The organism is Acidovorax sp., from assembly GCF_022763525.1.
Taxonomy (GTDB): domain Bacteria; phylum Pseudomonadota; class Gammaproteobacteria; order Burkholderiales; family Burkholderiaceae_C; genus Acidovorax.
In genome coordinates, this window is sequence record NZ_JALEGG010000044.1 from 1 (window position 1) to 24,807 (window position 24,807).

Below are 24,807 nucleotides of genomic sequence, written 5' to 3' on the forward strand. Positions count from 1 at the left end.
CGCTTTCAACGTGGTCATCGAAATTCCGATGAACTCTGATCCCATCAAGTACGAGGTGGACAAGGAGTCGGGCGCCATCTTCGTCGACCGGTTCATGACCACGGCCATGCACTATCCCACCAACTACGGGTATGTGCCGCAAACCCTGTCGGGCGATGGCGACCCGGTGGACGTGCTGGTGATCACACCGTACCCACTGCACCCCGGTGTGGTGGTGCCGTGCCGCCCCCTGGGCATTCTGATGATGGAAGACGAGGCAGGCGTGGATGGCAAGGTGATCGCGGTGCCCACGTCCAAGATCCTGCCCATGTACGACCACTGGCAGAACATTGAAGACGTGAACGCGATGCGCCGCAACGCCATCGCGCACTTCTTCGAGCACTACAAGGACCTGGAAAAGGGCAAGTGGGTCAAGGTCCTGGGCTGGGAAGGCGTTGACGCGGCGAAGAAGGAAGTGGCCGACGGTATCGAGGCTTTCAAGAAATCCAAAGCCTGAGAAAAATCTGACATCTCGCCCTCCAAGGCGTGATGGCAAGGAGCTGTTTGCTATCAGTACGATAGCTAACCGCGTCCATCCGATAAAGCATGCGCGCCAAAAGCCCGCATGCTTTTTTTTGGAGTCCACGGCGTTGTCTTCTCAGGGGAAAGCCCACCCCGCACAACCGCAAGCCGCTGCTAGACTGAATTTTGTTACAGATGGGCGGCGCTTTTGAATACCGACGGGAACGCATCGGCGGGCCGGATCGGCAACAACGCAATGTGAGGGGGCATCCATGAGAATTTCCGATCTGCGCATCGGCGTCAAGCTGGGCGCGGGATTTCTGGCCGTCGTGCTGTTTACCACCTTGCTGGGAGTAATGGCACTGGCGCAGATGTCCCGCATGCACAAGGCAGCAGATGAAATTGCGTCCAACCTTCTACCCAGTGTGGCGCAGACGGGTGAACTGCGCGTGCTGCTCAACCGGATGCGGCGCTCGGAGGCCGGGGTGGTCACCTCGCGCAGCGGGGCTGAAGTCAAGGCGTTTTCCGAGCAGGTAGCGCTGCGCCATAAAGACCTGGAGAAGACGGAGCTTGCATACGAGACCCTGATCAATCAGGACCAGGAGCGCGAGGCGTATGCCGCCTACAAGCGGCGCAAGGCCGAGTACATCAAGCTGCAGGCGAAGTTGCTGGAGATTGCTTCAGGCGTGGATTTCACCAACGCCGAAACGCTGGAACTTACCGGCGAGGCTTTGGGCATGCTCTACGCGGGGGAGTCGGAGACAGCCTTTGTGGCTGTTGCCGAAACGCTGGGGGCATTGCAGAAGATCAATTCCGAGGCGGCCTTGCAAGCCAGCGCCGAGGGGCGCGAGGTGTTTGGCAGGGCGCGCCTTTGGCTGCTGGGCACATTGGCCATCTGTGTGGTGTTGGCGATGTTGCTGGGTGTTGGCATTACGCGCAGCGTTTCCAGGCCCGCCCACCATGCCGTGCGTGCTGCCCGTGCAATTGCAGAGGGTGACCTCACTACCACGGTGCCTCCGGGCGGCAAGGATGAGATGGGCCAATTGCTCGTGGCGTTGGGCGACATGCGCGCCAATCTGGCGCACGTGGTGTCCGGCGTGCGCAGCAACGCCGAGGGTGTGGCCTCGGCCAGTGCCCAGATTGCCTCGGGCAACAACGACCTGAGCGCGCGCACGGAACAGCAGGCGAGCGCGCTGGAGGAGACGGCCGCCTCGATGGAAGAGCTGGGCTCCACCGTGCGCCAGAACGCGGACAACGCCCGCGCCGCCAACCAGTTGGCCGTGAACGCCAGTTCCGTCGCAGTGCAGGGCGGCGATGTGGTCGCCGAAGTCGTCGAGACCATGAAGGGCATCAACGACAGCAGCCGGAAGATCGCCGACATCATCAGCGTGATCGATGGCATCGCGTTCCAGACGAACATCCTGGCGCTGAATGCCGCGGTGGAAGCCGCCCGCGCTGGTGAGCAGGGCCGGGGCTTTGCCGTGGTGGCTGGCGAAGTGCGCAGCCTGGCCGGGCGCAGCGCGGAAGCCGCCAAGGAAATCAAGGCCCTGATCATGGCCAGCGTGGAGCGGGTGGAGCAGGGCACCGCGCTGGTGGACAAGGCGGGCGCAACCATGACCGAAGTGGTGGCCGCCATCCGCAGGGTGACGGACATCATGGGCGAGATCAGCGCGGCCAGCAGCGAACAAAGCGCTGGCGTGGGCCAGGTGGGCGAAGCTGTCACGCAGATGGATCAGGCCACGCAGCAGAACGCAGCGCTGGTGGAAGAGATGGCGGCGGCGGCAAGCGCGCTGAACGCCCAGGCGGGCGAGCTGGTGAATGCCGTGGCCGTGTTCAAGCTGGACGCGGGCCAGTACACCAGCGCCGCGCCCGCGGCCATACCGGCACCCGCCCAGGCGGCCCCGGCCGCTGTGGCCAGCAAGCCCGCTGCTCCAGTCAAAGCCAAGCCGCTGGCCAGCCTGGCCGCCCCCGCGCCGCGCGCGGCAGCTGCTGCCCCTGCGCCCGCTTCCAGCAAGCCCTCAGCGCAAGCTCCCGCGCCAGCCAAAGGCGGGAGCGATGGCGACTGGGAAAGCTTTTGACGCGAGGGGCGGGGCTGAGGCGAGCAAGGCAGCCCCACGGGGGACATGCAGAGTTCACGGGGTAAACCTAAGCCCTTGTCTGACAGCCAGGGGGGCCGCAAGGCGGCGCCGCCCGGGTGAGAAGAGTCTTAGAAAAGAGGCAAGGCTGCGCTCGCGCTGCCCTCGTTTTTATTGACTTCCACTCTTGCGAGGATCTTCCCATGAACCCATCCACCATCGAAGCGGTGAACCGAGACAACGATTTGGCCGAGCAGGTGCGCCGCGACCAATCCGCGCTCAATACCAGCGTCCCCACCCCCAATTTGCGTGATGGCGCCGAACCAAGCCCCCAGGCCGAGGTCTTGGAAGGCTCTGGCGCGGCGGCTGTGGGCGGCGGGGCTGCCGTCGGTGCGGCTGCGGGGGCTGCGGTGGGCTCCACCGTGGGCGGCCCGGTCGGCGCGGTGGTGGGCGGTGTGGTCGGTGGTGTGGCTGGCGCCCTGGGCGGCGTGGCCGCGGGACCCGCCAAGATCGACGACCCTGCCGACTCCGTCCCCGGCCCCCAGGAGCGCGAGGTGACGCGTGTGGGCGAAACCCAGCAGGAGAACCTGCGGCGCTGAGCGCTATGGCTCAAATTCGAGCAAAACCAGCCTTCACCGCTTGATTGGTAAACACTGAAAGCTATGAAAAAGGAAGCAGAGCGAGGCTGAACCTTGACACGCTTCCCTTGCGTTCGGTTGAGGTCCGGCTACCGATGCGGATCGGGGTACACCAGGTGCAGGCCCGGAATGCGGGGGCGCTGAAAAGGTTGCCAGACTGCTTCCGGCCCGTGCGGTTGCCCCAGGCGATCGGCCACGGCCCACCAGGCACTAGGGTTCAGTCCGATGCCGAAGTGGCTGGCGACGACTTCGATGTTCTCTGTGTGCGGGTTGTGCGGCGCCGGGGCCTGGATGCTGCCGCGCCAGGCCACCACGCCATCAGTGCGCGAAAAAATGCTGGTGGTGGGCACCGGAGGCGCCTCGGGCAGGTTGTAGTGTTCGGTCTCGCGCTCGACATCGCGGCCGCTGGCGAACTGGTAGATGCGCCAGGCATTGGTTGACGTGTGCGGGCCTGCGAATGGCGTGCCCAAGGTGATCACGCAGCGCACCAGATCGGGCATTTCCTTGGCCAGTTCGCGTGCGTACACGCCGCCCAGGCTCCAGCCCACCAGGCTCACTTTGCCGCCGCTGGCTTGTGCGGCCTCGCGCAGTTGGTGCTTGGCCGCCTCCAGCACGCCATCGCGCGGGCCGAGGTTCAGGCCCTGACCCCAGCCCTGGGTATCGTAGTTGCGCGAATCCAGGTAGCGGCGCAGCGGGATGGTGGTTGCGTCGCCCGCCGTGAGGCCCGGGAACACGATCACCGTGTGGCCGTCGCCCAGCGGGGCGCGCTGCAGCACGGGCCAGGCGGGTAGCACTGCTCCGAACTCCCAGGGCACCCGCAGCTCCAGCGCCAGCAAGGCAAGCCCCGGGGCGGGGATGTGATGGGGATGGGCAGTTTTTTTTCTGGAATGGGGCATCGGGTCGTCTGTCAGAAACGGGGGGCGCACTGGGCTTTGGGGCCGCAGTGGAAGGTAGCACTTTATGCCGCCGGACGCCGGTGCGCGACTGGAGCTAGCTCTCCAATCCCATGATGGCACGCCAGGATGAGGGCAGAGCATGACGGTGCCGACCCGGCGTGGTGGATGCCGTGCCAACCACGCCCCCGTGGCACAGGCGAGTACTGCTGGAGGGAGACTTTTCTGCTGCGACGAGCCGGGTGGTGCCTGCCACGCCGAGGAGTTGAGCCTGGTCGGAGCGCGTCTGGATGGATGGGAGCGTTTCTAACCTTGCCTGAAGGGGCTGCGCGCGTTCAGTTCGTCCAGGTAGTCGCGGATGCCTGTCCCCTCGCGCTCGAGAAAGCGCTCCACCGCCTCGGCGAACGCGGGGTGGGCCAGCCAGTGCGCGCTGGTGGCCTGCACTGGCAGCAGTGCGCGGGCCATCTTGTGCTCGCCCTGCGCGCCGCCTTCAAATCGTGCCACGCCGTGTTCGATGCACCACTGCAAAGGCTGATAGTAGCAGGCCTCGAAATGCAGGCAGTCCACCCGTTGCAGCGCGCCCCAATAGCGGCCGTAGGCCACGAGGTCTTGGCTATTTTGACCATCAGCGCTTGCTGAACAAGCGCCAATTGCTATCAAACTGCTAGCGATCGGTTGACCATCACGCTCGGCCACAAAGAGCAGCCAAGCCTCAGGCATCCGGTCTGCCATGCGGGCAAAAAAGTCCCGGGTGAGGTAGGGCGGGTTGCCGTGTTCCAGGTAGGTGCGCTCGTAGCAGCGGTAGAAGAAGTCCCAGTCGGCAGCGCAGATGTCCGTGCCGCGCGCCCAGCGAAACGTCACCCCAGCCTCGGCCACGCGACGGCGCTCCTGGCGGATCTTCTTGCGCTTGTCTTGGGCGAGCGTGGACACGAAATGATCGAAGCTCTCAAACCGCCTGCCCGAGCCGCCGCCGGGCCGCCCCAAGGCGGCGAGCGCCCCCTCGGGGGGCAGCGAAGACACGCCAGTGCCGAGCGTGGGGGCCAACGAGCCGCCGCCGGGCCGCCCCAAGGCGGCGAGCGCCCCCTCGGGGGGCAGCGAAGACACGTCAGTGCCGAGCGTGGGGGCCACATTCTTCCAGTGGAATTGCACGGTGTGACGCAGCATCAGGTCCTGCTGCGCACTGGTGCGCACATCGTCATCGCTGGCAAACAGCACATGAACAGACGACACGTTTTCCTGCTCGCACCACTGAACCACCGCTTGCACCAGCAGCGCACGCGCCGCCTCGTCGCGGGCCAGCAGGCGACTGCCGGGTACGGGCGTGAAGGGCACGGCGATCACGGCCTTGGGGTAGTAGGGTACGCCGTGCTGTTCGTACGCGCTGGCCCACGCCCAGTCGAAGACGTATTCGCCATAAGAATGGCTCTTGAGGTAGAGCGGACAGGCGGCCACCAGCATTGCGTCCTGGCCCTGGCCTTCCCACAGGGTCATGAAGCGCGGCGCCCAGCCTGTGCGCGGCGTGGCGCTACCGCTCTCGTGCAGGGCCGCGAGGTACTCATGCCGCATGAAGGGAGTGGGATGGCCTTGCCGGGCCAGCAGGGCATTCCAGGCCTTGGCATCCACCTCCAGCGGAGAAGCAACTACGCGCGCGATAATGGCAGCTTCAGCCATGCACCCCCCGGTTTTGCTTTTGAAGCGGCGCAACCGCGCGGGCGGTATTCCATTTGGCCGCAGGGGCCGATTCCAGTTCCATGACGCTCTCCATTTGCACTGCGCAGCTCAACTTTGTCGTGGGCGACATGCCCGGCAATGCCCAAAAGATCATTGCGGCGGCCCGCGAGGCCCACGCCCAGGGCGCGCGGTTGCTGCTGACGCCCGAGCTGGCCATCTGCGGCTATGCGGCCGAAGACCTGTTCCTGCGCCCCGCCTTCATTGCCGCCTGTGATGATGCCGTGAAAGCCGTGGCCCGCGAGACGGCAGGGTTGAAGGGCCTGGCCATCGTGCTGGGCCACCCGCAGGCCGTGACGCCTGATGCGCCGGCCTTCAGCGCCTGCTTCAATGCCGCCAGCGTGCTGCGCGACGGGCAGGTCGAGCAGACCTACGCCAAGCGGGAGCTTCCCAACTACCAGGTGTTTGATGAACGCCGCTACTTCGTGGCGGGCACGGCGCCCTGCGTGTTCGAGGTCGAGGGCGTGCGCGTGGGCGTGCTGGTCTGCGAAGACGCCTGGTTTGCCGCCCCTGCACGCGACGCGGCAGCTGCCGGAGCGCAACTGCTGGCGGTCATCAATGCATCGCCGTTCCACCTGGGTAAAAGCGCCGAGCGCGAAGCGACCATGCGAGAGCGCGTGGCCGAAACGGGGCTACCCCTCGTCTACGCTCACCTGGTCGGCGGTCAGGACGAGGTCGTTTTTGAAGGGCGCTCGTTTGCTCTGAATACCGATGGTTCGGTCGCCTGTCGCGGACCGGGATTTGAAGAAAAACTGGTGTTTGCGCAGGTCCACCAAGCGCGAGCAGCTATCAAAATTGAAGCCGAAGTGGCGCCAGAGAAGAGCCTGGAGGCTGACCTGTGGGATGCCCTGGTGCTGGGTGTGCGCGACTACGTGGGCAAAAACGGCTTTCCGGGCGCGCTGCTGGGCTTGTCGGGCGGCATCGATTCAGCCCTGGTGCTGGCGATTGCCGTCGATGCCCTGGGCGCTGACAAGGTCCGCACGGTGATGATGCCCTCGCCCTACACAGCCGATATCAGCTGGATCGACGCGCGCGACATGGCCATGCGGCTGGGCGTGCGCTATGACGAAATTCCCATCCGGCCGCAGTTCGAGGCCTTCAAGGCCGCGCTGGCCAGCGACTTTGCGGGCCTGCCCGAAGACATCGCAGAAGAGAATCTGCAGGCCCGCATCCGGGGTACGCTGCTCATGGCGCTGTCCAACAAGTTCGGGGCGATTGTGCTCACCACTGGCAACAAGAGCGAAATGGCCACCGGCTACTGCACGCTCTACGGAGACATGGCGGGCGGATTTGCGGTGATCAAGGACGTGGCCAAGACGCGCGTGTTCGACTTGGCGCGCTGGCGCAACGCCAACGACCCGTATGGCACGGGCGCCAGCCCCATTCCGGAGCGCATCATCACCCGCCCACCCAGCGCTGAGCTGCGGCCTGACCAGAAGGACCAGGACAGCCTGCCGCCCTATGAGGTGCTCGACGCCATCGTGGCGCGCTACATGGAGAACGATGAGCCCATCGAGTCCATCGTCGCCGGCGGCTTTGCGCGGGCCGACGTCGAGCGCGTCACGCGGCTCATCAAGCTCAATGAATACAAGCGCCGTCAGGCGCCCGTAGGGATTCGCGTGACCCGCCGCAGCTTCGGTAAGGACTGGCGCTACCCTATCACCAGCAAATTTCGCGCATGACGCTTCGGCACCGCGCCTTCATCCAGCCTCTTTTTTTTGACTTCCTCCAGGAGACCCACCATGAAAATGATCACTGCCGTCATCAAGCCCTTCAAGCTCGAAGAAGTCCGCGAGGCCCTGGCCGAATGTGGCGTGACGGGCCTCACGGTGACCGAAGTGAAGGGCTTCGGCCGCCAGAAGGGCCACACCGAGCTGTACCGCGGCGCTGAATATGTGGTGGACTTCCTGCCCAAGGTAAAAGTCGAGGTCGTGGTGAAGACCGAGGACGTGGACCGCTGCGTGGACGCCATCGTGAACGTGGCGCGCACCGGCAAGATCGGCGATGGCAAGATCTTTGTGACGCCCGTGGAGCGGGTGGTGCGCATTCGCACTGGCGATCTAGACGACGCGGCTGTGTAAAGGGGCTTCCCCCTAAGGCGCTTCGCGCCTTCCCCCTTCTCTCGAATGGCTGCGCCATTCGGGAAAAGGGGACACCGCCAGTGCGGCGGGGCGGCCCTTGAGCGGCGGTCCTCGCCTGGGGCGCGCCAGTTTTGGAGGGTGGCTAGATCACCGAGCGCAGCGGGACGGGCGTTTGGTCGGGATTGGCATCTTGCACCAGCCTGCGCAGCAAGGCGTGGGCATCGGTATCGGCGTGCAGCAGGCCCATCTGCCATTCGCCCATGAAGGCGCTGGCCACGCTGTGGTTCAGGAAGGCCAGCAGGCCGTCGTAATAGCTCGCCACGTTCAGCAGGCCCAGGGGCTTGTCGTGGTAGCCCAGTTGGCGCCAAGTCCACACTTCAAACAGTTCCTCAAACGTACCGATGCCACCGGGCAGCGCCAAAAATGCATCGCTGCGTTCGGCCATCATGGCCTTGCGCTCGTGCATGGTCTGCACGATGTGCAGTTCGTCGCACTGGCGGTTGGCCAGTTCCTTGTCTACCAGCGCCTGGGGAATCACGCCAACGACCCGTCCGCCGGCCAAGTGCGTGGCCTCGGCCACGGTGCCCATGAGGCCGCTGCGGCCGCCGCCGTACACCAGTTGTCCGCCGTGTCCGCCAATCCAGCGACCGACGGCAGTGGCCGCTTCGGCAAAGGCGGGGTTCTCGCCAGGGCGCGAGCCGCAATACACGCACACAGAAAAAGCCGGTTCCGCCATCAAAAGATCCTTTGGGCTACAGCTGCGCCCCAGATGCCCGCGCACAGCAGCAGCGCCAGCAGAACGGCCGCGCTGCCCATGTCTTTGGCGCGCTTGGACAAGTCATGCCATTCCGGCCCGATGCGGTCGATCGCAGTCTCGATACCGGTATTGAGAAGCTCCACAATCATCACGATCACCACCGATCCTGCCAGCAGCGCTGTCTCCACCCAGCCTTTGCCCAGCCACACTGAAATGGGGAGCAGCAACATGGCGGCAATGGCTTCCTGGCGAAATGCCTTTTCATGCCAGCCCGCCCGCAGGCCTTCGATGGAGTAACCCGCGGCATGCCAGATGCGATTCAAGCCCGTGCGGGCCTTCTGAGGGTTGGCGGGCGCTGCCGGCTGGGGATGGGAAAGAGGCATGGGTCTATTGTGTCGCAGCACAAGGAGGGCAGCGCCGCCGACGGGGCCAGGCGCGCTACTTTCTGATGGGCTGAAAGTGCACCAATCGGGTGCCCGCGAATGCGTCGTGCCAGAACTGCCGCTGTGGATGGAAACGGCTCAGGATGGCCCAGATGGCCACCCACCCGAAGAGCAGCACGAGCACCTCGACAGCGGGGACGCCGAACAGATAAGCCGCCAATGGGGGGAGAAACCAGACCCAGCTCAATATATATCGCAGTAACGCGCGCGCCTGGGTGATGGGCTGCCCATGGGAGTCCACCACGCGGATGTGCCAGGTCTTCTGCGCCAGTGTCTGCCCCTTGGCCCAGAACCAAGTGAAATAAATTCCGAACACCACGAACAGAAAGGCTTGCAATGCATGGCGGTTGTCCAGTGCGTGGCGGGTCTGGCTGAGGGTGCCGAACAGGTAGCCGGCGATGAAGACCACGCCGAACATGAGCATGCCTTCGTACAGCCAGCATGCCATGCGGCGCCAGAGGTTGGGCGCGTGGCCAGGGGCCATCGATTGGCGCGCGCCAGAAGGAGATGTGGGCGCTGGCGCAGATGCAGGAGGGGTGGCAGTCATTCCGGAGGGCAAAGGCGAAGCAGGAAGCGCCGGCAGTCGGCGAACCTACTGAGGATACAGGCCGGAGTTGTCAGGTGTCACCGGCTGGCTGGCGGCAGCGGGCATGTCTGCCGAGCTACTGCCGAGGGGCGGGAGGGCCGCTGGCACGGCGACCGGCACCGAGACAGGCGCAGTCTCCACGGTGGAGGGGCTTGGGCTGGATGGTGTCGCGGGTGCCGGCATCGGGACCGGGGCGGCGATGCGCGGTGCACTAATGTCCGTCACCGGGGGGATCTTCGGTGCATTGGGGCGGGTCGGGCTGGCCTGCGTGGCGGCCGGAACCTGCGCCAGCTTCTTGGGCGATACCGGCCGCAGCGCGGTCGCGGCGCCCTTGGGCTTGGGGGCAGCGCGCGCCGCCAGCGCCCGCTTTTCTTCCTCAGACAGCGCCTGGTAGGCCTCCCACTGGGCGCGTTTATCGTCCCGGGCGAGCTTGTTGGTCACCGCGTAGTTCAGCCGGGCCTGGTTGCGCTGCTGTGCACTCAGGCTGGCCCAGTCTGTCATGCGGTCGTGGAACTTGGCTTGTTCGTCTTCGGGGAGGGATGAAAACGTGGCTGCCAATGCCAGCCAGCGGCGCTTTTGGGCCTCGCTGATCAGGGCCCAGCGCTCGGCCAGCGGGTACAAGGCCAGCTTTTGGGGCGTGGTCAGGGTTTCCCAGCCGGGTCCGGTTTCAACCTGCGGTACCGCGATGGCGCCTGGCTGGGCTGGCGTGCGGGCATTGTTGGGGCTGGCCACCGCCGCTTCGGCACCCGCTGGCAGAAGGGTGCCGGGGGCCATGCGCATTTGAATCAGCACCTGACCACCCACTGCTGCGAACACGCCCAAGAGCGCCAAAGCCAGCACGATGGCTGGCAGGGCGGGGGAAGCGTCGGGAGAGCTTGGGTGCATGCAGTGCGAGGCCGGGTAAGCCTCAGTTCGGCGAGGCGGAAGTTTTCAGAAATTGTACGAAGCCGGGATCCGAATATGCGGCAGGCGGCAGATCATCGGTCAGCAAGGCTGCGTCCACCTCGGCCAGATCGTTCGCGCTGCTTTCGTCCTGGGCGATGTTGATAACGACCAGGCCCACCACCAGGGCTGTCAAGGGAATGGCGGAAACCAGCGCGCTCCACCAGCCGCCGGGTTCTTTGCCGCTGCGGCCCAGGGCCGCGCTTGCGCCGCCTTGCACCACCACGGGCGTGGCCAGCCGCATGGGGGCAGGGGCCTTCTTGCGTTTGGCCAGAGCCTGCATGCGTGAAGCGCGAAGACGCTCGGAAATGTCGTAAGGCAAATCGGCGGTGCCGCTGGACAACCGTGCCGTCACGCGCATTGCAAAGCGCTCTGCTGCAGCTTGGGCTTGTGCCGAGGGGGTGTCTACAGTGTTCATGGCTCGATTCCTTTGGACTTCAGGGCTTTGCTGAGGGTTTGTATGGCGCGAAAACAGTGCGTCTTGACGCTCCCCTCGGAACAGCCCATCGCGGCTGCCGTTTCTGCTACATCCATTTCTTCCCAGTAACGCATCAGGAATGCTTCCCGTTGACGCGGTGGCAGCTCGGCGATTTCGGCTTCGATGCCATGAAAGATCTGCGCCCTGCGCGTCAGGTCTTCGGCACTTTCGGCGCGCTCGCCATCGTCAGGGCCGGAGTACGCTTCCAACAGATCAAAATCCATGCCATCTTCGCCAGGGCCTTCGAAGTCGCTCATGCTCGAAAACAGTGCATTGCGCGTCTTTTGGCGGCGAAACCAGTCCAGCGTGCAGTTGGACAGGATGCGCTGGTAGAGCATTGGCAACTCGGCCGCAGGCTTGTCCCCATAGTGTTCGGCCAGCTTGAGCATGCTGTCTTGCACAATATCAAGTGCCGACTCCTCGTTACGCACATGGTAGAGCGAGCGCTTGAACGCGCGCTTTTCTACACTTTTGAGGAAATCGGATAGTTCTTGTTCGGTGGCCAAGACGAGGCAGTCCGGGAGAATGGGGGTGCCGCGGCAGTGCAAGAAAACTGCGCTTCGACGCGGGCAAGCCCCCGATTATCGCATCGGCCGGTGTTTTTTTTGAGACTGCTCTCGCTTTACATGTGTTGCAGTGCGATAATGCCCGCTGCAATTCAAAAGGCAAACGGGTCACGGTCCGGCGCGGCAATCATCCCGCCCATGTCCTTGGCCTCAAGTTCCAAGCTGGCTTCACAAGAGCGCGTGCGAGGAGCACCCAAGGTTTTTCGTCAGAGAAATTCACAAAGGTTGATCGATCATGGAAATCTCCAAGGCTGAACTCACTTCAGCGGCCACTGCCACGCAGGGCGCCACTTCCTCCGCTTCCGCCCCCCAGGATCTCATGGGGTCCGAGATCCTCATCAAGGCACTGCAGGCCGAGAACGTCCAGTACATCTGGGGCTATCCGGGTGGCGCGGTGCTTTACATCTACGACGCGCTCTACAAGCAAGACGCCATCCAGCACGTGCTGGTGCGCCACGAGCAGGCCGCAGTCCATGCCGCCGACGGCTATGCCCGGGCGACGGGCGAGGTGGGCGTCGCACTGGTCACTTCCGGCCCTGGCCTGACGAATGCCGTCACTGGCATCGCCACCGCGTACATGGATTCGATCCCCATGGTGATCATCTCTGGCCAGGTGCCCACGCCCGCCATCGGGCTTGACGCCTTCCAGGAATGCGACACGGTCGGCATTACCCGCCCCATCGTCAAGCACAACTTCTTGGTCAAGGACGCTCGCGACCTGGCGGCGACGATGAAGAAGGCCTTCCACATCGCGCGCACCGGCCGCCCTGGCCCCGTGGTGGTGGACGTGCCGAAAGACGTCTCCTTCAAGAAGGTGCCCTACAGCGGCTATCCACAATCCGTGGAAATGCGCTCGTACAACCCCGTGCGCAAAGGCCACGGCGGCCAGATCCGCAAGGCGCTGCAACTGCTGCTGACCGCCAAGCGCCCGTACATCTATACCGGCGGCGGCGTGCTGCTGGGCAATGCCACCAACGAGCTGCGCACCCTGGTGGACATGCTGGGCTACCCGGTCACCAATACGCTGATGGGCCTGGGCGCCTATCCGGCCAGCGACCGCAAGTTCCTGGGCATGCTGGGCATGCACGGCACGATTGAGGCCAACAACGCCATGCAGAACTGCGACGTCCTGCTGGCCGTGGGTGCACGCTTTGATGACCGCGTGATCGGCAATCCCAAGCACTTCGCGCAGAACGATCGCAAGATCATCCATGTCGATATCGATCCGTCCAGCATCTCCAAGCGAGTGAAAGTGGACATTCCGATCGTCGGTGACGTGAAGGATGTCCTCACCGAACTGATCTCCATGATCCGCGAGAGCAGCAGCCGGCCTGACGCGGGCGCGCTGGCGGCCTGGTGGGACACCATCGAAGGCTGGCGCAAGCGCGAGTGCCTCAAGTACGACCGGGGCAACCAGGAAGTCATCAAGCCGCAGTATGTGGTCGAAACGCTGTGGAACATGACCAAGGACGCCGACACCTACATCACGTCCGACGTGGGCCAGCACCAGATGTGGGCCGCGCAGTACTACCGCTTCGACGAGCCTCGCCGCTGGATCAACTCCGGTGGGCTGGGCACCATGGGTGTGGGGATTCCCTACGCCATGGGCATCAAGCTTGCCAAGCCGCAGTCCGAGGTGTTCTGCATTACCGGCGAAGGCTCGGTGCAGATGAACATCCAGGAGCTGTCGACCTGCCTGCAGTACAACACGCCGATCAAGATCTGCTCGCTCAACAACCGCTACCTGGGCATGGTGCGCCAGTGGCAGGAGATCGAGTACTCCGGCCGCTACAGCCACAGCTACATGGACGCGCTGCCCAACTTCGTGAAGCTGGCCGAGGCCTACGGCCACGTGGGCATGCTGATCGAGCATCCGCGTGATGTGGAACCGGCCCTGCGCGAGGCTCGCAAGCTCAAGGACCGCACTGTGTTCCTGGACTTCCGCACCGACCCCACCGAGAACGTGTTCCCGATGGTGCAGGCCGGCAAGGGCATCACCGAAATGCTGCTGGGGTCGGAAGACCTCTGAGCGCCTAATCGGCCCCTGGCACTTGCCCGTCAAGCGCCGGTAGCTACTAAATCAGTAGCAATCACTTTTTTTGACGAATCTATTGCCTGCCAAGCCCATGCATTACCGTGCACGGGGGAGGGCAGCGAAAAGAGGAATCTTTCATCATGAAGCACATCATTGCCGTTCTTCTGGAAAACGAACCTGGCGCGCTCTCGCGCGTGGTCGGTCTGTTCTCTGCCCGTGGCTACAACATCGAGTCGCTCACCGTGGCGCCCACCGAGGATGCATCGCTCTCGCGCATGACCATCCAGACGACGGGCTCCGACGACGTGATCGAGCAGATCACCAAGCACTTGAACCGCCTCATCGAGGTCGTGAAGGTGGTGGATCTCACCGAAGGTGCCTACACCGAGCGCGAGCTCATGATGGTGAAGGTGCGCGCCGTGGGCAAGGAGCGCGAGGAGATGAAGCGCATGGCCGACATCTTCCGCGGCCGCATCATCGACGTGACCGAGAAGAGCTACACCATTGAGCTCACCGGCGACCAATCCAAGAACGACGCCTTCCTGCAGGCCATCGACCGCTCGGCCATTTTGGAAACCGTGCGCACGGGTGCCAGCGGCATCGGCCGCGGCGAGCGCATTTTGCGCGTGTAAGACAATTCACCCCGTTTTTTCCCAATTCCAACCCCCAACAACGCATTTCAACCGGAGCGACCCATGAAAGTTTTCTACGACAAAGACACCGACCTGAGCCTGATCAAGGGCAAGACCGTGGCCATCATCGGCTACGGCAGCCAGGGCCACGCCCACGCCCAAAACCTGAATGACAGCGGCGTGAAGGTGGTGGTCGGCCTGCGCAAGGGCGGTGCATCGTGGGACAAGGTCGGCAAGGCAGGCCTGACAGTGATGGAAGTGAACGACGCCGTGAAGGCCGCTGATGTGGTCATGATCCTGCTGCCTGACGAAGACATCGCAGCCGTTTACAAGAACAACGTCGAACCCAACATCAAGCAAGGCGCATCGCTGGCCTTCGCCCATGGCTTCAACGTGCACTACAACCAAGTTGTGCCCCGCGCTGACCTGGACGTCTGGATGGTTGCCCCCAAGGCCCCCGGCCACACCGTGCGCAACACCTACACCCAAGGCGGCGGCGTGCCCCACCTGGTTGCCGTGCACCAGGACAAGTCCGGCAAGGCCCGTGACCTGGCCCTGAGCTACGCAGCAGCCAACGGCGGCGGCAAGGCCGGCATCATCGAGACCAACTTCAAGGAAGAAACCGAGACCGACCTGTTCGGCGAACAGGCCGTGCTGTGCGGTGGCGCCGTCGAACTTATCAAGATGGGTTACGAAACCCTGGTCGAAGCGGGCTACGCCCCTGAAATGGCTTACTTCGAATGCCTGCACGAGCTCAAGCTCATCGTAGACCTGATCTATGAAGGCGGCATTGCCAACATGAACTACTCGATCTCGAACAACGCCGAGTACGGCGAGTACGTGACCGGCCCTGAAGTGATCAACGAGCAGTCGCGCGCTGCCATGCGCAATGCCCTGAAGCGCATCCAGAACGGCGACTACGCCAAGATGTTCATCCAGGAAGGCCGCCTGAACTACCCATCGATGACGGCCCGCCGCCGCAACACGGCTGACCACTCCATCGAAAAGGTGGGCAGCCAGCTGCGCGCCATGATGCCGTGGATCGCCAAGAACAAGCTGGTGGACCAGACCCGCAACTGAGCTGTTCCTGCGCGCAGGAACGCACCCGCAAGGCCACTTCGGTGGCCTTTTTTGTTGGCCTGCGGCGCTGTTACGAGGCGCTACACTGCGGCCTTCGCCTCGGCGCGGGCATTTGCCTTGCATCCAGGACGAATGATGACTCAATACTATAAATTTGATAGCTGCTTGCGCTTGGCAGGCAAGCGCTGGAGGTCTGTTTGATGCATGACGGCAATGAATCCCCACCGGGCACCGAAGTGATGGTGCGCAAGCGGCGCAAGGGCATCTACATCCTGCCCAACCTGTTCACGCTGGCCGCGCTGTTTGGTGGGTTCTATGCCGTGGTGATGGCCATGAACGGGCGCTTCGAGATGGCTGCTGTGGGGGTCTTTTGTGCCATGGTGCTCGACAGCCTGGACGGCCGGGTGGCGCGCATGACCAACACCCAGAGCGCTTTCGGCGAGCAGATGGACTCGTTGTCCGACATGGTGTCGTTTGGTGCGGCACCGGCGCTGATTGCCTACGAATGGGCTTTGCAAGGCCTGGGTCGCTGGGGGTGGGTTGCAGCGTTTGTGTACTGCGCTTGCGCGGCGCTACGGCTTGCGCGGTTCAACGTCAACACCGGCGTGGTGGACAAGCGCTACTTCCAGGGGCTGCCCTCGCCAGCTGCCGCCGCATTGGTGGCCGGGTTCATCTGGTTGATGACGGAACTGGGCGTACGCCCTGGAGAGGACGCATGGCTGACCTGGCACCAGATCACCTGGGTGATGTTCGCCTTCACGCTGTATGCGGGGCTCACCATGGTGACCAACGTGCCGTTCTACAGCTTCAAGGACATCCAGATGAAGAAGAGTGTGCCGTTTGCCGCCATCGTCCTCATCGCCCTGGGCATCGCCATCATCAACATCCACCCGCCCATCGTGCTTTTTGGCGTGTTTGTCTTCTATGGTCTGAGCGGCTACGGCGTATATGTCTGGCGCAAGACCAAAGGACAGCACACCAGCGTGATCAGCACGTCCACGGATGAACCGGATGAGCGCGGGCTGCACAAGTGAGGGCCGCTGCGCTGTTTCAGTTGTGCTACATTGCGTTGCATGAAGACGGTTGCAATTGCACTACTGCTATCTCCCCACGGGCGGAGACGGTAGGCGCACGCGCACACTTTTTCCAACAAGGCCCGTATGCACCCGCAACGGGCCTTTTGCTTTGGGCGCCAGATTTTTGATGTTGTGGGTCCCCACCCCACACCCCTACCAGGAGAGAACGACATGGCAGACAAACTGATCATTTTTGACACCACCTTGCGGGACGGCGAGCAATCTCCGGGCGCATCGATGACCAAGGACGAAAAGCTGCGCATTGCGCGGCAGCTCGAGCGCCTGCGGGTGGATGTGATCGAGGCAGGGTTTGCTGCCAGTTCCAACGGCGACTTCGAGGCGGTGCAGGCCATCGCCAACGCGATCAAGGACTCCACAATCTGTTCGCTGTCCCGTGCCAACGACCGCGACATCTCTCGCGCCGCCGAGGCGCTGGCTGGGGCCAACAGCGCCCGCATCCATACCTTCATCGCCACCAGCCCTCTGCACATGGAGAAGAAGCTGCGGATGACTCCGGAGCAGGTGCTGGAGCAGGCCAAGCAGTCGGTGCGCTTTGCGCGCAACCTCGTGGGTGACATCGAGTTCAGCCCGGAAGATGGTTATCGCAGTGATCCGGACTTCCTGTGCCGTGTGCTCGAAGCCGTGATCGCCGAAGGGGCCACCACCATCAACGTGCCCGATACCGTGGGTTATGCCATTCCCGAGCTGTACGGCAACTTCATCAAGACGCTGCGCGAGCGCATTCCGAACAGCGACAAAGCGATCTGGTCGGTGCATTGCCACAACGACCTGGGCATGGCGGTGGCCAACTCGCTCGCGGGCGTGAAGATCGGTGGCGCTCGCCAGGTGGAATGCACCATCAATGGCCTGGGTGAGCGGGCGGGCAACTGTTCGCTCGAAGAAGTGGTGATGGCCGTGAAAACGCGCCGTGATTATTTCAACCTGGATTTGGGCATCGACACCCAGCACATCGTGGCGGCCAGCCGCATGGTCAGCCAGACCACGGGTTTTGTGGTGCAGCCCAACAAGGCGGTGGTGGGCGCAAACGCCTTTGCCCATGCCAGCGGCATCCACCAGGATGGCGTGCTCAAGGCGCGGGATACGTACGAGATCATGCGCGCGGAAGACGTGGGCTGGAGCGCCAACAAGATCGTGCTGGGCAAGCTCAGCGGCCGCAATGCATTCAAGCAGCGCCTGCAAGAGCTGGGCGTGCAGCTCGATAGCGAAACCGAAATCAATGTGGCGTTTGCCAAGTTCAAGGAACTGGCCGACCGCAAGAGCGAAATCTTTGACGAGGACATCCTGGCGCTGGTGAGCGACGAGAGCGTGACCGCGGAAAAGGAGCAATACGGCTTTGTCTCGCTGTTCCAGCAGAGCGAGACGGGCGAACAACCGCGAGCACGCATCGTCTTCACGGTCGATGGCCAGGAGGTGTGCGGCGAATCCGCAGGCAACGGCCCTGTCGACGCGTCTCTCAAGGCCATCGAATCGCACGTCAAGAGTGGGGCGGAGATGGTGCTGTATTCCGTGAACGCCATCAGTGGCTCCACCGAAAGTCAGGGCGAAGTCACTGTGCGGCTGCAAAACAGCGGGCGCGTGGTCAATGGTGTGGGGGCGGACCCCGATATCGTGGTGGCGTCGGCCAAGGCTTACCTCAGCGCGCTGAACAAGTTACAAAGTAAAGCTGATCGGGTGGCAGCGCAGGGTTAACTGATCAATTTATAATTCATTCACTTTCTCGGAAAGTCGCGCAAGACGTTGATCTTGCGCGACTTTTTTTGAATCTGTACACTGCTCAACACCTCTTACCCTTTGGAGCACTTTGATGCACCATCGCCCCCGCGCCGCAGTGAATCGTTTTTTCCAACTTCTCGGGGCTGTTTTCCTCAGCGCGGCCCTGGTTGTGCCGGTTGCGCACTCGGGTGAGCGCACCAAGGCCCCAGCCAAAAAGCTGCAGGCCAGTTCGACAAACGCCAAGCGCGCAGCGCCCGTGCGCAAGGTGGCGGCCTCTCCCAAGACGGTGCGCATTACCGCGAAGACAGCCAAGGCGCCTACCCGCGTTGCCTTTATTCCGCCCAAGCAGTCGTTTGGCCAATTGGCCGGATTGCACGAAGTGGGCGATCCGCTGGATCTGAAATCCAGCGTGGCGCTGGTCGTTGATCAAGACACTAATGAAGTCCTGCTCAGCAAGAACGACCAAGCCGTGTTGCCGATCGCTTCCCTGACGAAGCTCATGACGGGCATGATCATCTCGCAGGCCAAGCTGCCGATGGATGAGCCCATCACCATCACGCAAGACGACGTGGATACGGAAAAAGGCAGCCGCTCCCGGCTGCTGGTCGGCTCCACCTTGACCCGCGGCGAAATGCTGCATCTGGCGCTCATGTCGAGTGAAAACCGTGCTGCGCACGCCTTGGGTCGTACTTATCCAGGCGGGCTGGAAGTTTTTGTGGCCTTGATGAACGCCAAGGCCCGGCAGCTGGGCATGACCGACACGCGGTATGTGGAGCCCACCGGGTTGTCCAGCCGCAACCAATCCAGTGCGCGGGATCTGGCCGTCCTGGTCAAGGTGGCGCACGGTGACCCGTTGCTGCGCGAGCTGTCCACTTCGCCAGGATATGAAGTGGCGGTGGGCCCGAAAACGCTGCAGTACAACAATACCAATGGGTTGGTGAAGAACCCGACGTGGGACATTGGTTTGCAAAAGACGGGCTATATCTCGGAAGCCGGCCGGTGCCTCGTGATGCAGACGCAGATTGCGGGTCGCAAGCTCATCATGGTGTTCCTGGATTCGGCCGGCAAGTTCAGCCGTCTGGGTGACGCCGAGCGGGTGCGGCACTGGGTGGAGTCCATGCCATCGCTGACGGCGCCGTTGCAGGCTCGGGCAGGTTCTTGAACTGCGCCAGGCTGCTCATCAGGCTTTACTGGAACACACGTCAGGGCAGGCTTCGTGCCTGCCCTTTGTCTTTGTGGGGTTCGCGTTCAGCCGGCCCTGGGAGGGGGCAGGGTCGGCAGCGCCGTTAGCGCGTGCTTGGGTGCAGGTCGGATTCGCCTGGGACCATCGTTTCCGCGCTTGGGGCGTGGCCGAGGGCCAGTGAAATTTCATGCGCGGTGGATTGGAGCTTGGGAAGCCAGCCTTCGTCCAGGCGGTCTGCAGGGGCGGAAATGGACAGCCCGGCGACCAATTTTCCCTGGTCGTCATAGACACCCGCGGCCATGCAGCGCACGCCCAGTTCCAACTCCTCGTTGTCGCGTGCGATCCCGTACTGGCGGGCCTTGGCGAGCTCCCGTTCCAGCACGGAAAGCTGGGTAATGCTGTTGCGCGTGTGCCCAGCAAGGCCCGTGCGGGTCGCATAGGCCCGTACGCGTTGAGGGTCATCCACCGCCAGGAAGAGCTTGCCTGTCGATGTGAGATGCAAGGGCGCGCGCCCGCCAATGGCACGTACCACCTGCATGCCCGAGCGTTCGCTGTAGGCGCGCTCCACATACACGATCTCGTCACCCTGCCGCATGCTCAGGTTGACAGGCTGCTGGATGAGCTTGTGCAGGTTCCGCATGGGGATGAGGGCGGCATCCCGCACGCTGAGGCGCGCTTTCACCAAGTTGCCGAGCTCCAGCAGCCGCATTCCAAGCCGGTAGCTGCCGGATTCGGGGCGGTCCACGAAGCGGCCGATGGTGAGGTCGTTCAGGATGCGGTGCGTGGTGGAGGGGTGCAGGCCGGTCTTCTCGCTGATTTCCTTCAAGGAGATTGCTTCTTCGCGCGACGCAAGCACGTCGATCAGCGTAAACATCCGCTCAAGTACTTGTACGCTGGGCTTGGCGGGGAGGCTCGGGTCGTTTTTTTTCATGGCGGCAACACAGCGAAAAGCTGGGCCATTTTATCTTGTGAAATGTGCAACCGCCGTCATCCGGTGGCCCCTGTGAGGTCCGGCCTCTGCCATTCGCCGCCCGTCCGGATCTCATGGGGCAGGAAGCGCGCCTTGTAGTTCATCTTCGGGCTGGCCTCTATCCAGTAGCCCAGGTACACGTGCGGGAGCTGAAGCGTGCGTGCCTGTTCAATCTGCCACAGCACGTTGTAGGTGCCATAGCTGCAATGTGGTTCGGGCTCGTAAAAGGTGTAGACCGCCGAGAGCCCGTCGTCCAGCATGTCGAGGATGGAGACCATCTTCAGATCCCCCGCTTCGCCGTTCGCATCGGTTTCGCGGAACTCCACCAGGCGTGAATTCACCCGGCTTTGCAGCAGGAACTGTGTGTACTGGTCGATGCTGTCATGGTCCATGCCGCCGCCCGCATGCCGGCCGTTCTGGTAGCGCAGGTACAGCTGGTAGTGCTCGGGCACAAAGCACAGGCGCAGCACCCGTGCCTGCAAGTTCTGGTGGCGCCTGACGGCCCGCCGCTGGCTTCGGTCGGGCTGGAACTCGTTGACCAGCACGCGCAACGGGGTGCAGGCGTGGCAGCCGTCGCAATAGGGGCGGTAGGTGAACATCCCGCTGCGGCGGAAGCCCTTCGCTACCAGATCTGAATACACATCGCTTTGGATGAGATGACTGGGGGTTGCGACCTGAGAGCGTGCTTGGCGGTCCGGCAGGTAGCTGCAGGGGTAGGGTGCTGTCGCATAGAACTGCAGGGTCTGCAGCGGGAGGTCGTTGAGTTGCGTCATGCCGAAAGGGCTACCGGGGGCAATAGCTCGTTCCAGTATACGGGGTCAAACTTCCACGGGAAGGGGGGAAGCTTTCGGGCTGCCTGAACATGGGCAAGAAACTTTGCACGGGGGATTTCGCGGGCTCCCAGCGACGCCAGATGCCGCGTGTTCTGCTGGCAGTCGATGAGTGCCACGCCTTGGTGGCGGCATAGGCACACCAGTGCGGCGAGCGCAATCTTCGATGCATCGGTGGCGTGGGCAAACATCGACTCGCCGAACACGGCTTGACCAAGGGCTACGCAGTAAAGGCCGCCCATGAGCTGTCCGTCGACCCAGGTTTCGACGCTGTGCGCGTGACCGCAGGTGTGCAGGTTTCCGTACGCGGCAATCATTTCAGGGACGATCCAGGTACCGGCCTGTCCGCTGCGTTCCTTGGTGGCGCATGCATGGATCACACTGTGGAAGGCGGTGTCCACCTTGATTTCGCAGGCTGCGCTCGCTCGGAAGGCTAGCAAGGTCCGGCGAAGGGATCGGTGCAGCCTGAACTCTGCGACTGGCAGGACCATGCGGGGGTCGGGTGCCCACCACAGGATGGGCTGATCGGGCCCATACCACGGAAAGGTGCCCTGGCCGTAGGCAGCTTGAAGGTGTGCGGCATCGAGCGAGCCACCCGCGGCGAGCAGCCCTGGGGCTGGCGCCTCCGGCCCCCAGGCACTTTCGGGCGGCGGGAAGGGATCATTGGGCTCCAGCCAAGGTAGTTGGGGGCGCATGGATGTCGGGCGGGCAAATGGGCCGATTGTCCGGCAACCGCAAGGTCGACAAGGTTTGCCGGGAAAAACAAAAAACCCACCATGCGCAAACATGGTGGGTTGATGTTGGCTCCTCGACCTGGGCTCGAACCAGGGACCTACGGATTAACAGTCCGGCGCTCTACCGACTGAGCTATCGAGGAATGATCGGTATGTAAAAGGCCCCGCTTGACTCATGCAGGGCCTGCAAATTCTTGGCTCCTCGACCTGGGCTCGAACCAGGGACCTACGGATTAACAGTCCGGCGCTCTACCGACTGAGCTATCGAGGAACAAGACTTAGATTATATACACAAAAAACAGGGGATCTGACGATTCGCGGGCTTGAACTGCGAGGGATTCAAGGTTCTGGCCGACGCCACAGCCAGATGGCCACGCAAACCATGCACGTGGTGGCGGTGGCTGCAACCCAGGGGCGGGCAGATGTAGCAAACAAGACGGCGCCGCTGAGCGCCATGAGCGCCGTGGCGCTCCATTTGGCCCGACGGCTGACTTTGCCCCCCTGGGCCCAGTTGCGAAGCAAGGGACCGAACAGGCGGTGGTTCCAGAGCCAGCGATAAAGCCGCGGTGAGCTTCGCGCCGCCGCCCATGCTGCCATCAGAATGAACACCGTGGTCGGCAGGCCGGGCACGATGACGCCGATGATGCCCATCACCAGGCACAGCACTGAAAAGGCGAGCAGCAGCCATCGCACGGGCCAGGGGAGCGGCCGCAGGGGCGGCGCGTGAGGATCGGCGGGCTCGGATGGTTGCACTGGCATGTCGCTATTGTGAAGGCCGCGGAGAGTGGCGCACCGCGTTATGCTGAAGCTTGGTGCCAGTGCTGCGCCGCTCCATCACCTCCCAGTGTTCACCGATGACCATCCACACCATCCTGAAGATGGGCGATCCGCGCTTGCTGCGGGTGGCCCAGCCCGTGACCGAATTCGATACGGATGCCCTGCATCTTCTGGTGCGCGACATGTTTGACACCATGCGCGCGGTCAATGGCGCAGGCCTTGCAGCGCCGCAGATTGGCGTGGATCTGCAACTCGTCATCTTTGGATCGAATGAGCGCAACCCGCGCTATCCCGACCGGCCCCTGGTGCCCCCTACGGTGCTGCTCAATCCGGTGGTAACGCCGCTGGGCGATGCCGAGGAGGAGGATTGGGAAGGTTGCCTCTCCGTGCCCGGCCTGCGGGGCAAGGTGCCGCGCTGGTCGCGCATTCGCTATACGGGTTTTGACCCGTACGGCGATCCTATTGACCGGACGGTGGAGGGCTTCCACGCCCGCGTGGTGCAGCATGAGTGCGATCACCTCATCGGCAAGCTCTACCCGATGCGAGTGCGGGACTTCACGCAGTTTGGTTTTACCGATGTGTTGTTTCCCGACATCGGGGTTATGGAAGATGACTGATGGTTAGAAAATGGCTGCAGCGCTTATGCATCAAGCGCGAGCAGCTATAAATTCAATAGTGACTTCGCGAACTGACATGCTCGTACTTCAGTCCGAAAGCGCACCCAGCAGCTCGGTTTCGATCTGGATCTGGCGCGCATTGTTCTGCAGCTCGGGGCCCTGGATGAGGAAGGTATCCTCCACTCGCTCGCCCAGGGTGCTCACCTTGGCCAGCTGCACGCTCAGGTGGTGCTGCGCCAGGATGCGGGCCACCAGGTAGAGCAGGCCGGCGCGGTCGGCGGCCGAGATGGCCAGCAGCCAGCGCTGCGCTTTTTCATCCGGCCGAAGGGTGACGCGCGGCGCCACTGGAAAGCTTTTGACCCGGCGCGAGACGCGCTTGCGCGCGGGTTCGGGCAGCGGGCCTCCGGTTTCAATGGTGCGGACCAGATCGCTCTCGACCATGTGCGTGAGCTCACGGTAGTGCCCGGGCTGCGATGAGGCCACCACTTGGAAGGTGTCGAGCGCGTAGCCGTTGTTGGCGGTGTGCACCCGGGCGTCCAGGATGGAAAACCCTGCTCGGTCGAAATAGCCGCAGATGCGCGCGAACAGGTCGGCCTGGTCGGGGGCATACACCATCACTTGCAGCCCCTCGCCCGCGAGGGACTGGCGCGCGCGCACCACGGGTTTTGCTGTGCCTACATGGCGCGAGAGGTGGCGGGTGTGCCAAGCGATGTCGGCTGCCTCGTGGCGCATGAAGTAGCTCACGTCCAGCGTTTCCCAGAGCTTCTTGTGCGCTTCGAAGGGCAGGGCGTTCAGAGCCAGCAGCACCAGCGCCTCGCGTTTGCGGGCCTCGATCTCGGCCGCGGCGTCGGGGGCGCGGCCGCCGAGCGTGCGCAGCGTGGCGCGGTACAGGTCTTCGAGCAGCTTGCCCTTCCAGGCATTCCACACCTTGGGGCTGGTGCCGCGGATGTCGGCCACGGTGAGCAGGTACAGCGCGGTCAGGTAGCGCTCGTTGCCCACGCGGCGCGCAAAGGCCGCAATCACGTCCGGATCCGACAGGTCTTCCTTCTGCGCAATGCGGCTCATCGAGAGGTGCTCGCTCACCAGGAATTCGACCAGCTTGGCGTCCTGCCGGTCCACTCCGTGCTCGCGGCAAAACCGCCGTACTTCCTGTGCGCCGATGACCGAATGGTCGCCGCCCCGGCCCTTGCCGATGTCGTGGAACAGCGCAGCCAGGTACAGGATCCAGGGCTTGTCCCAGCCGCCCGCCAGCTGCGAGCAGAAAGGGTATTCGTGCGCGTGTTCGGCCATGAAGAAGCGACGCACATTGCGCAGCACCATCAGGATGTGCTGGTCCACCGTGTAGACGTGGAACAGGTCGTGCTGCATGCGCCCGACGATGCGGCGGAAGACCCACAGGTAGCGTCCCAGCACCGAGGTCTGGTTCATCAGCCGGAACGCGTGCGTGATGC

The 24,807-nt window shown here is 63.3% G+C and carries 25 protein-coding genes and 2 tRNA genes; 12 read left to right on the plus strand and 15 right to left on the minus strand.

The features are described from left to right. The 3 genes from ppa to MRY84_RS03200 form a co-directional block, all read left to right on the plus strand. The coding region (gene ppa, locus MRY84_RS03190; RefSeq protein WP_291504310.1) for an inorganic diphosphatase at window positions 1-496 on the plus strand (496 nt) is incomplete at its 5' end. 277 nt (window positions 497-773) lie between these two features. Beyond that, window positions 774-2,579: a methyl-accepting chemotaxis protein gene (locus tag MRY84_RS03195; RefSeq protein ID WP_291504311.1), complete on the plus strand. Its 1,806-nt coding sequence runs from the start codon at window positions 774-776 to the stop codon at window positions 2,577-2,579. 200 nt (window positions 2,580-2,779) lie between these two features. Beyond that, window positions 2,780-3,175, plus strand: coding sequence for a bacteriocin (locus tag MRY84_RS03200; protein ID WP_291504312.1), 396 nt, complete (start codon window positions 2,780-2,782; stop codon window positions 3,173-3,175). Window positions 3,176-3,303: 128 nt separating this feature from the next. Here the strand turns inward: MRY84_RS03200 and MRY84_RS03205 are convergent, their stop codons facing one another. Both MRY84_RS03205 and MRY84_RS03210 read right to left on the minus strand, forming a co-directional pair. Beyond that, window positions 3,304-4,110, minus strand: a complete 807-nt coding sequence (locus MRY84_RS03205) for an alpha/beta fold hydrolase (protein ID WP_291504313.1) — start codon at window positions 4,108-4,110, stop codon at window positions 3,304-3,306. 303 nt (window positions 4,111-4,413) lie between these two features. Beyond that, entirely contained in the window at window positions 4,414-5,778 is a 1,365-nt protein-coding gene (locus MRY84_RS03210) for a GNAT family N-acetyltransferase (RefSeq protein ID WP_291504314.1), read from the minus strand. Window positions 5,779-5,858: 80 nt separating this feature from the next. Between MRY84_RS03210 and MRY84_RS03215 the strand changes: the two genes are divergently transcribed. Beyond that, the gene (locus MRY84_RS03215; RefSeq protein ID WP_291504315.1) at window positions 5,859-7,517 is read left to right on the plus strand and encodes an NAD+ synthase; all 1,659 of its coding nucleotides are present in this window, start codon (window positions 5,859-5,861) and stop codon (window positions 7,515-7,517) included. Window positions 7,518-7,577: 60 nt separating this feature from the next. Beyond that, window positions 7,578-7,916 (plus strand): P-II family nitrogen regulator, encoded by a 339-nt coding sequence (locus MRY84_RS03220; RefSeq protein WP_291504316.1) that lies wholly within the window; start codon window positions 7,578-7,580, stop codon window positions 7,914-7,916. A gap of 142 nt (window positions 7,917-8,058) precedes the next feature. Here the strand turns inward: MRY84_RS03220 and MRY84_RS03225 are convergent, their stop codons facing one another. From MRY84_RS03225 to MRY84_RS03250, 6 genes are all read right to left on the minus strand, one after another. Beyond that, the gene (locus MRY84_RS03225; protein ID WP_291504317.1) at window positions 8,059-8,652 is read right to left on the minus strand and encodes a TIGR00730 family Rossman fold protein; all 594 of its coding nucleotides are present in this window, start codon (window positions 8,650-8,652) and stop codon (window positions 8,059-8,061) included. After that, window positions 8,652-9,056, minus strand: coding sequence for a diacylglycerol kinase (locus MRY84_RS03230; protein WP_291504318.1), 405 nt, complete (start codon window positions 9,054-9,056; stop codon window positions 8,652-8,654). The genes MRY84_RS03225 and MRY84_RS03230 overlap by 1 nt, the downstream gene beginning before the upstream one ends. A gap of 55 nt (window positions 9,057-9,111) precedes the next feature. Next, complete coding sequence (locus MRY84_RS03235; RefSeq protein WP_291504319.1) at window positions 9,112-9,600, minus strand: RDD family protein; 489 nt, start codon at window positions 9,598-9,600, stop codon at window positions 9,112-9,114. Window positions 9,601-9,708: 108 nt separating this feature from the next. After that, window positions 9,709-10,587, minus strand: coding sequence for a DUF3106 domain-containing protein (locus MRY84_RS03240; protein WP_291504320.1), 879 nt, complete (start codon window positions 10,585-10,587; stop codon window positions 9,709-9,711). Window positions 10,588-10,609: 22 nt separating this feature from the next. Beyond that, entirely contained in the window at window positions 10,610-11,062 is a 453-nt protein-coding gene (locus MRY84_RS03245) for a DUF3619 family protein (RefSeq protein WP_291504321.1), read from the minus strand. Continuing rightward, window positions 11,059-11,628, minus strand: a complete 570-nt coding sequence (locus MRY84_RS03250) for an RNA polymerase sigma factor (RefSeq protein ID WP_291504322.1) — start codon at window positions 11,626-11,628, stop codon at window positions 11,059-11,061. The genes MRY84_RS03245 and MRY84_RS03250 overlap by 4 nt, the downstream gene beginning before the upstream one ends. Before the next feature lie 295 nt (window positions 11,629-11,923). Here MRY84_RS03250 and MRY84_RS03255 point away from each other — a divergent pair, with 295 nt between their 5' ends. From MRY84_RS03255 to pbpG, 6 genes are all read left to right on the plus strand, one after another. Continuing rightward, window positions 11,924-13,717, plus strand: coding sequence for an acetolactate synthase 3 catalytic subunit (locus MRY84_RS03255; RefSeq protein WP_291504323.1), 1,794 nt, complete (start codon window positions 11,924-11,926; stop codon window positions 13,715-13,717). A 146-nt stretch (window positions 13,718-13,863) separates the two neighbouring features. After that, on the plus strand, window positions 13,864-14,355 hold the full coding sequence (gene ilvN, locus MRY84_RS03260; RefSeq protein ID WP_291504324.1) for an acetolactate synthase small subunit: 492 nt from the start codon (window positions 13,864-13,866) through the stop codon (window positions 14,353-14,355). Between the two features lie 63 nt (window positions 14,356-14,418). Further along, window positions 14,419-15,435, plus strand: coding sequence for a ketol-acid reductoisomerase (gene ilvC, locus MRY84_RS03265; protein WP_015013660.1), 1,017 nt, complete (start codon window positions 14,419-14,421; stop codon window positions 15,433-15,435). Window positions 15,436-15,635: 200 nt separating this feature from the next. Further along, the gene (gene pssA / locus MRY84_RS03270) at window positions 15,636-16,469 is read left to right on the plus strand and encodes a CDP-diacylglycerol--serine O-phosphatidyltransferase (protein ID WP_291504325.1); all 834 of its coding nucleotides are present in this window, start codon (window positions 15,636-15,638) and stop codon (window positions 16,467-16,469) included. Window positions 16,470-16,682: 213 nt separating this feature from the next. After that, on the plus strand, window positions 16,683-18,221 hold the full coding sequence (locus MRY84_RS03275; protein ID WP_291504326.1) for a 2-isopropylmalate synthase: 1,539 nt from the start codon (window positions 16,683-16,685) through the stop codon (window positions 18,219-18,221). Window positions 18,222-18,336: 115 nt separating this feature from the next. After that, window positions 18,337-19,407: a D-alanyl-D-alanine endopeptidase gene (gene pbpG / locus MRY84_RS03280; RefSeq protein WP_291504327.1), complete on the plus strand. Its 1,071-nt coding sequence runs from the start codon at window positions 18,337-18,339 to the stop codon at window positions 19,405-19,407. A 124-nt stretch (window positions 19,408-19,531) separates the two neighbouring features. Here the strand turns inward: pbpG and MRY84_RS03285 are convergent, their stop codons facing one another. From MRY84_RS03285 to MRY84_RS03310, 6 genes are all read right to left on the minus strand, one after another. Next, complete coding sequence (locus tag MRY84_RS03285; RefSeq protein WP_291504328.1) at window positions 19,532-20,359, minus strand: IclR family transcriptional regulator; 828 nt, start codon at window positions 20,357-20,359, stop codon at window positions 19,532-19,534. Window positions 20,360-20,415: 56 nt separating this feature from the next. Then, entirely contained in the window at window positions 20,416-21,171 is a 756-nt protein-coding gene (locus tag MRY84_RS03290; RefSeq protein WP_291504329.1) for an arginyltransferase, read from the minus strand. Next, window positions 21,168-21,923 (minus strand): leucyl/phenylalanyl-tRNA--protein transferase, encoded by a 756-nt coding sequence (gene aat, locus MRY84_RS03295; RefSeq protein ID WP_291504333.1) that lies wholly within the window; start codon window positions 21,921-21,923, stop codon window positions 21,168-21,170. The genes MRY84_RS03290 and aat overlap by 4 nt, the downstream gene beginning before the upstream one ends. 106 nt (window positions 21,924-22,029) lie before the next feature. Further along, window positions 22,030-22,105, minus strand: a tRNA-Asn gene (locus tag MRY84_RS03300). Window positions 22,106-22,157: 52 nt separating this feature from the next. Further along, window positions 22,158-22,233 (minus strand) — tRNA-Asn (locus MRY84_RS03305). Window positions 22,234-22,301: 68 nt separating this feature from the next. Further along, the gene (locus MRY84_RS03310) at window positions 22,302-22,721 is read right to left on the minus strand and encodes a YbaN family protein (protein WP_291504330.1); all 420 of its coding nucleotides are present in this window, start codon (window positions 22,719-22,721) and stop codon (window positions 22,302-22,304) included. A 95-nt stretch (window positions 22,722-22,816) separates the two neighbouring features. Between MRY84_RS03310 and def the strand changes: the two genes are divergently transcribed. After that, complete coding sequence (def, locus tag MRY84_RS03315) at window positions 22,817-23,356, plus strand: peptide deformylase (protein ID WP_291504331.1); 540 nt, start codon at window positions 22,817-22,819, stop codon at window positions 23,354-23,356. A gap of 87 nt (window positions 23,357-23,443) precedes the next feature. Here the strand turns inward: def and MRY84_RS03320 are convergent. After that, window positions 23,444-24,807, minus strand: a 1,364-nt coding sequence (locus tag MRY84_RS03320; protein WP_291504332.1) for an HD domain-containing protein, incomplete at its 5' end; no start/stop codon positions are given.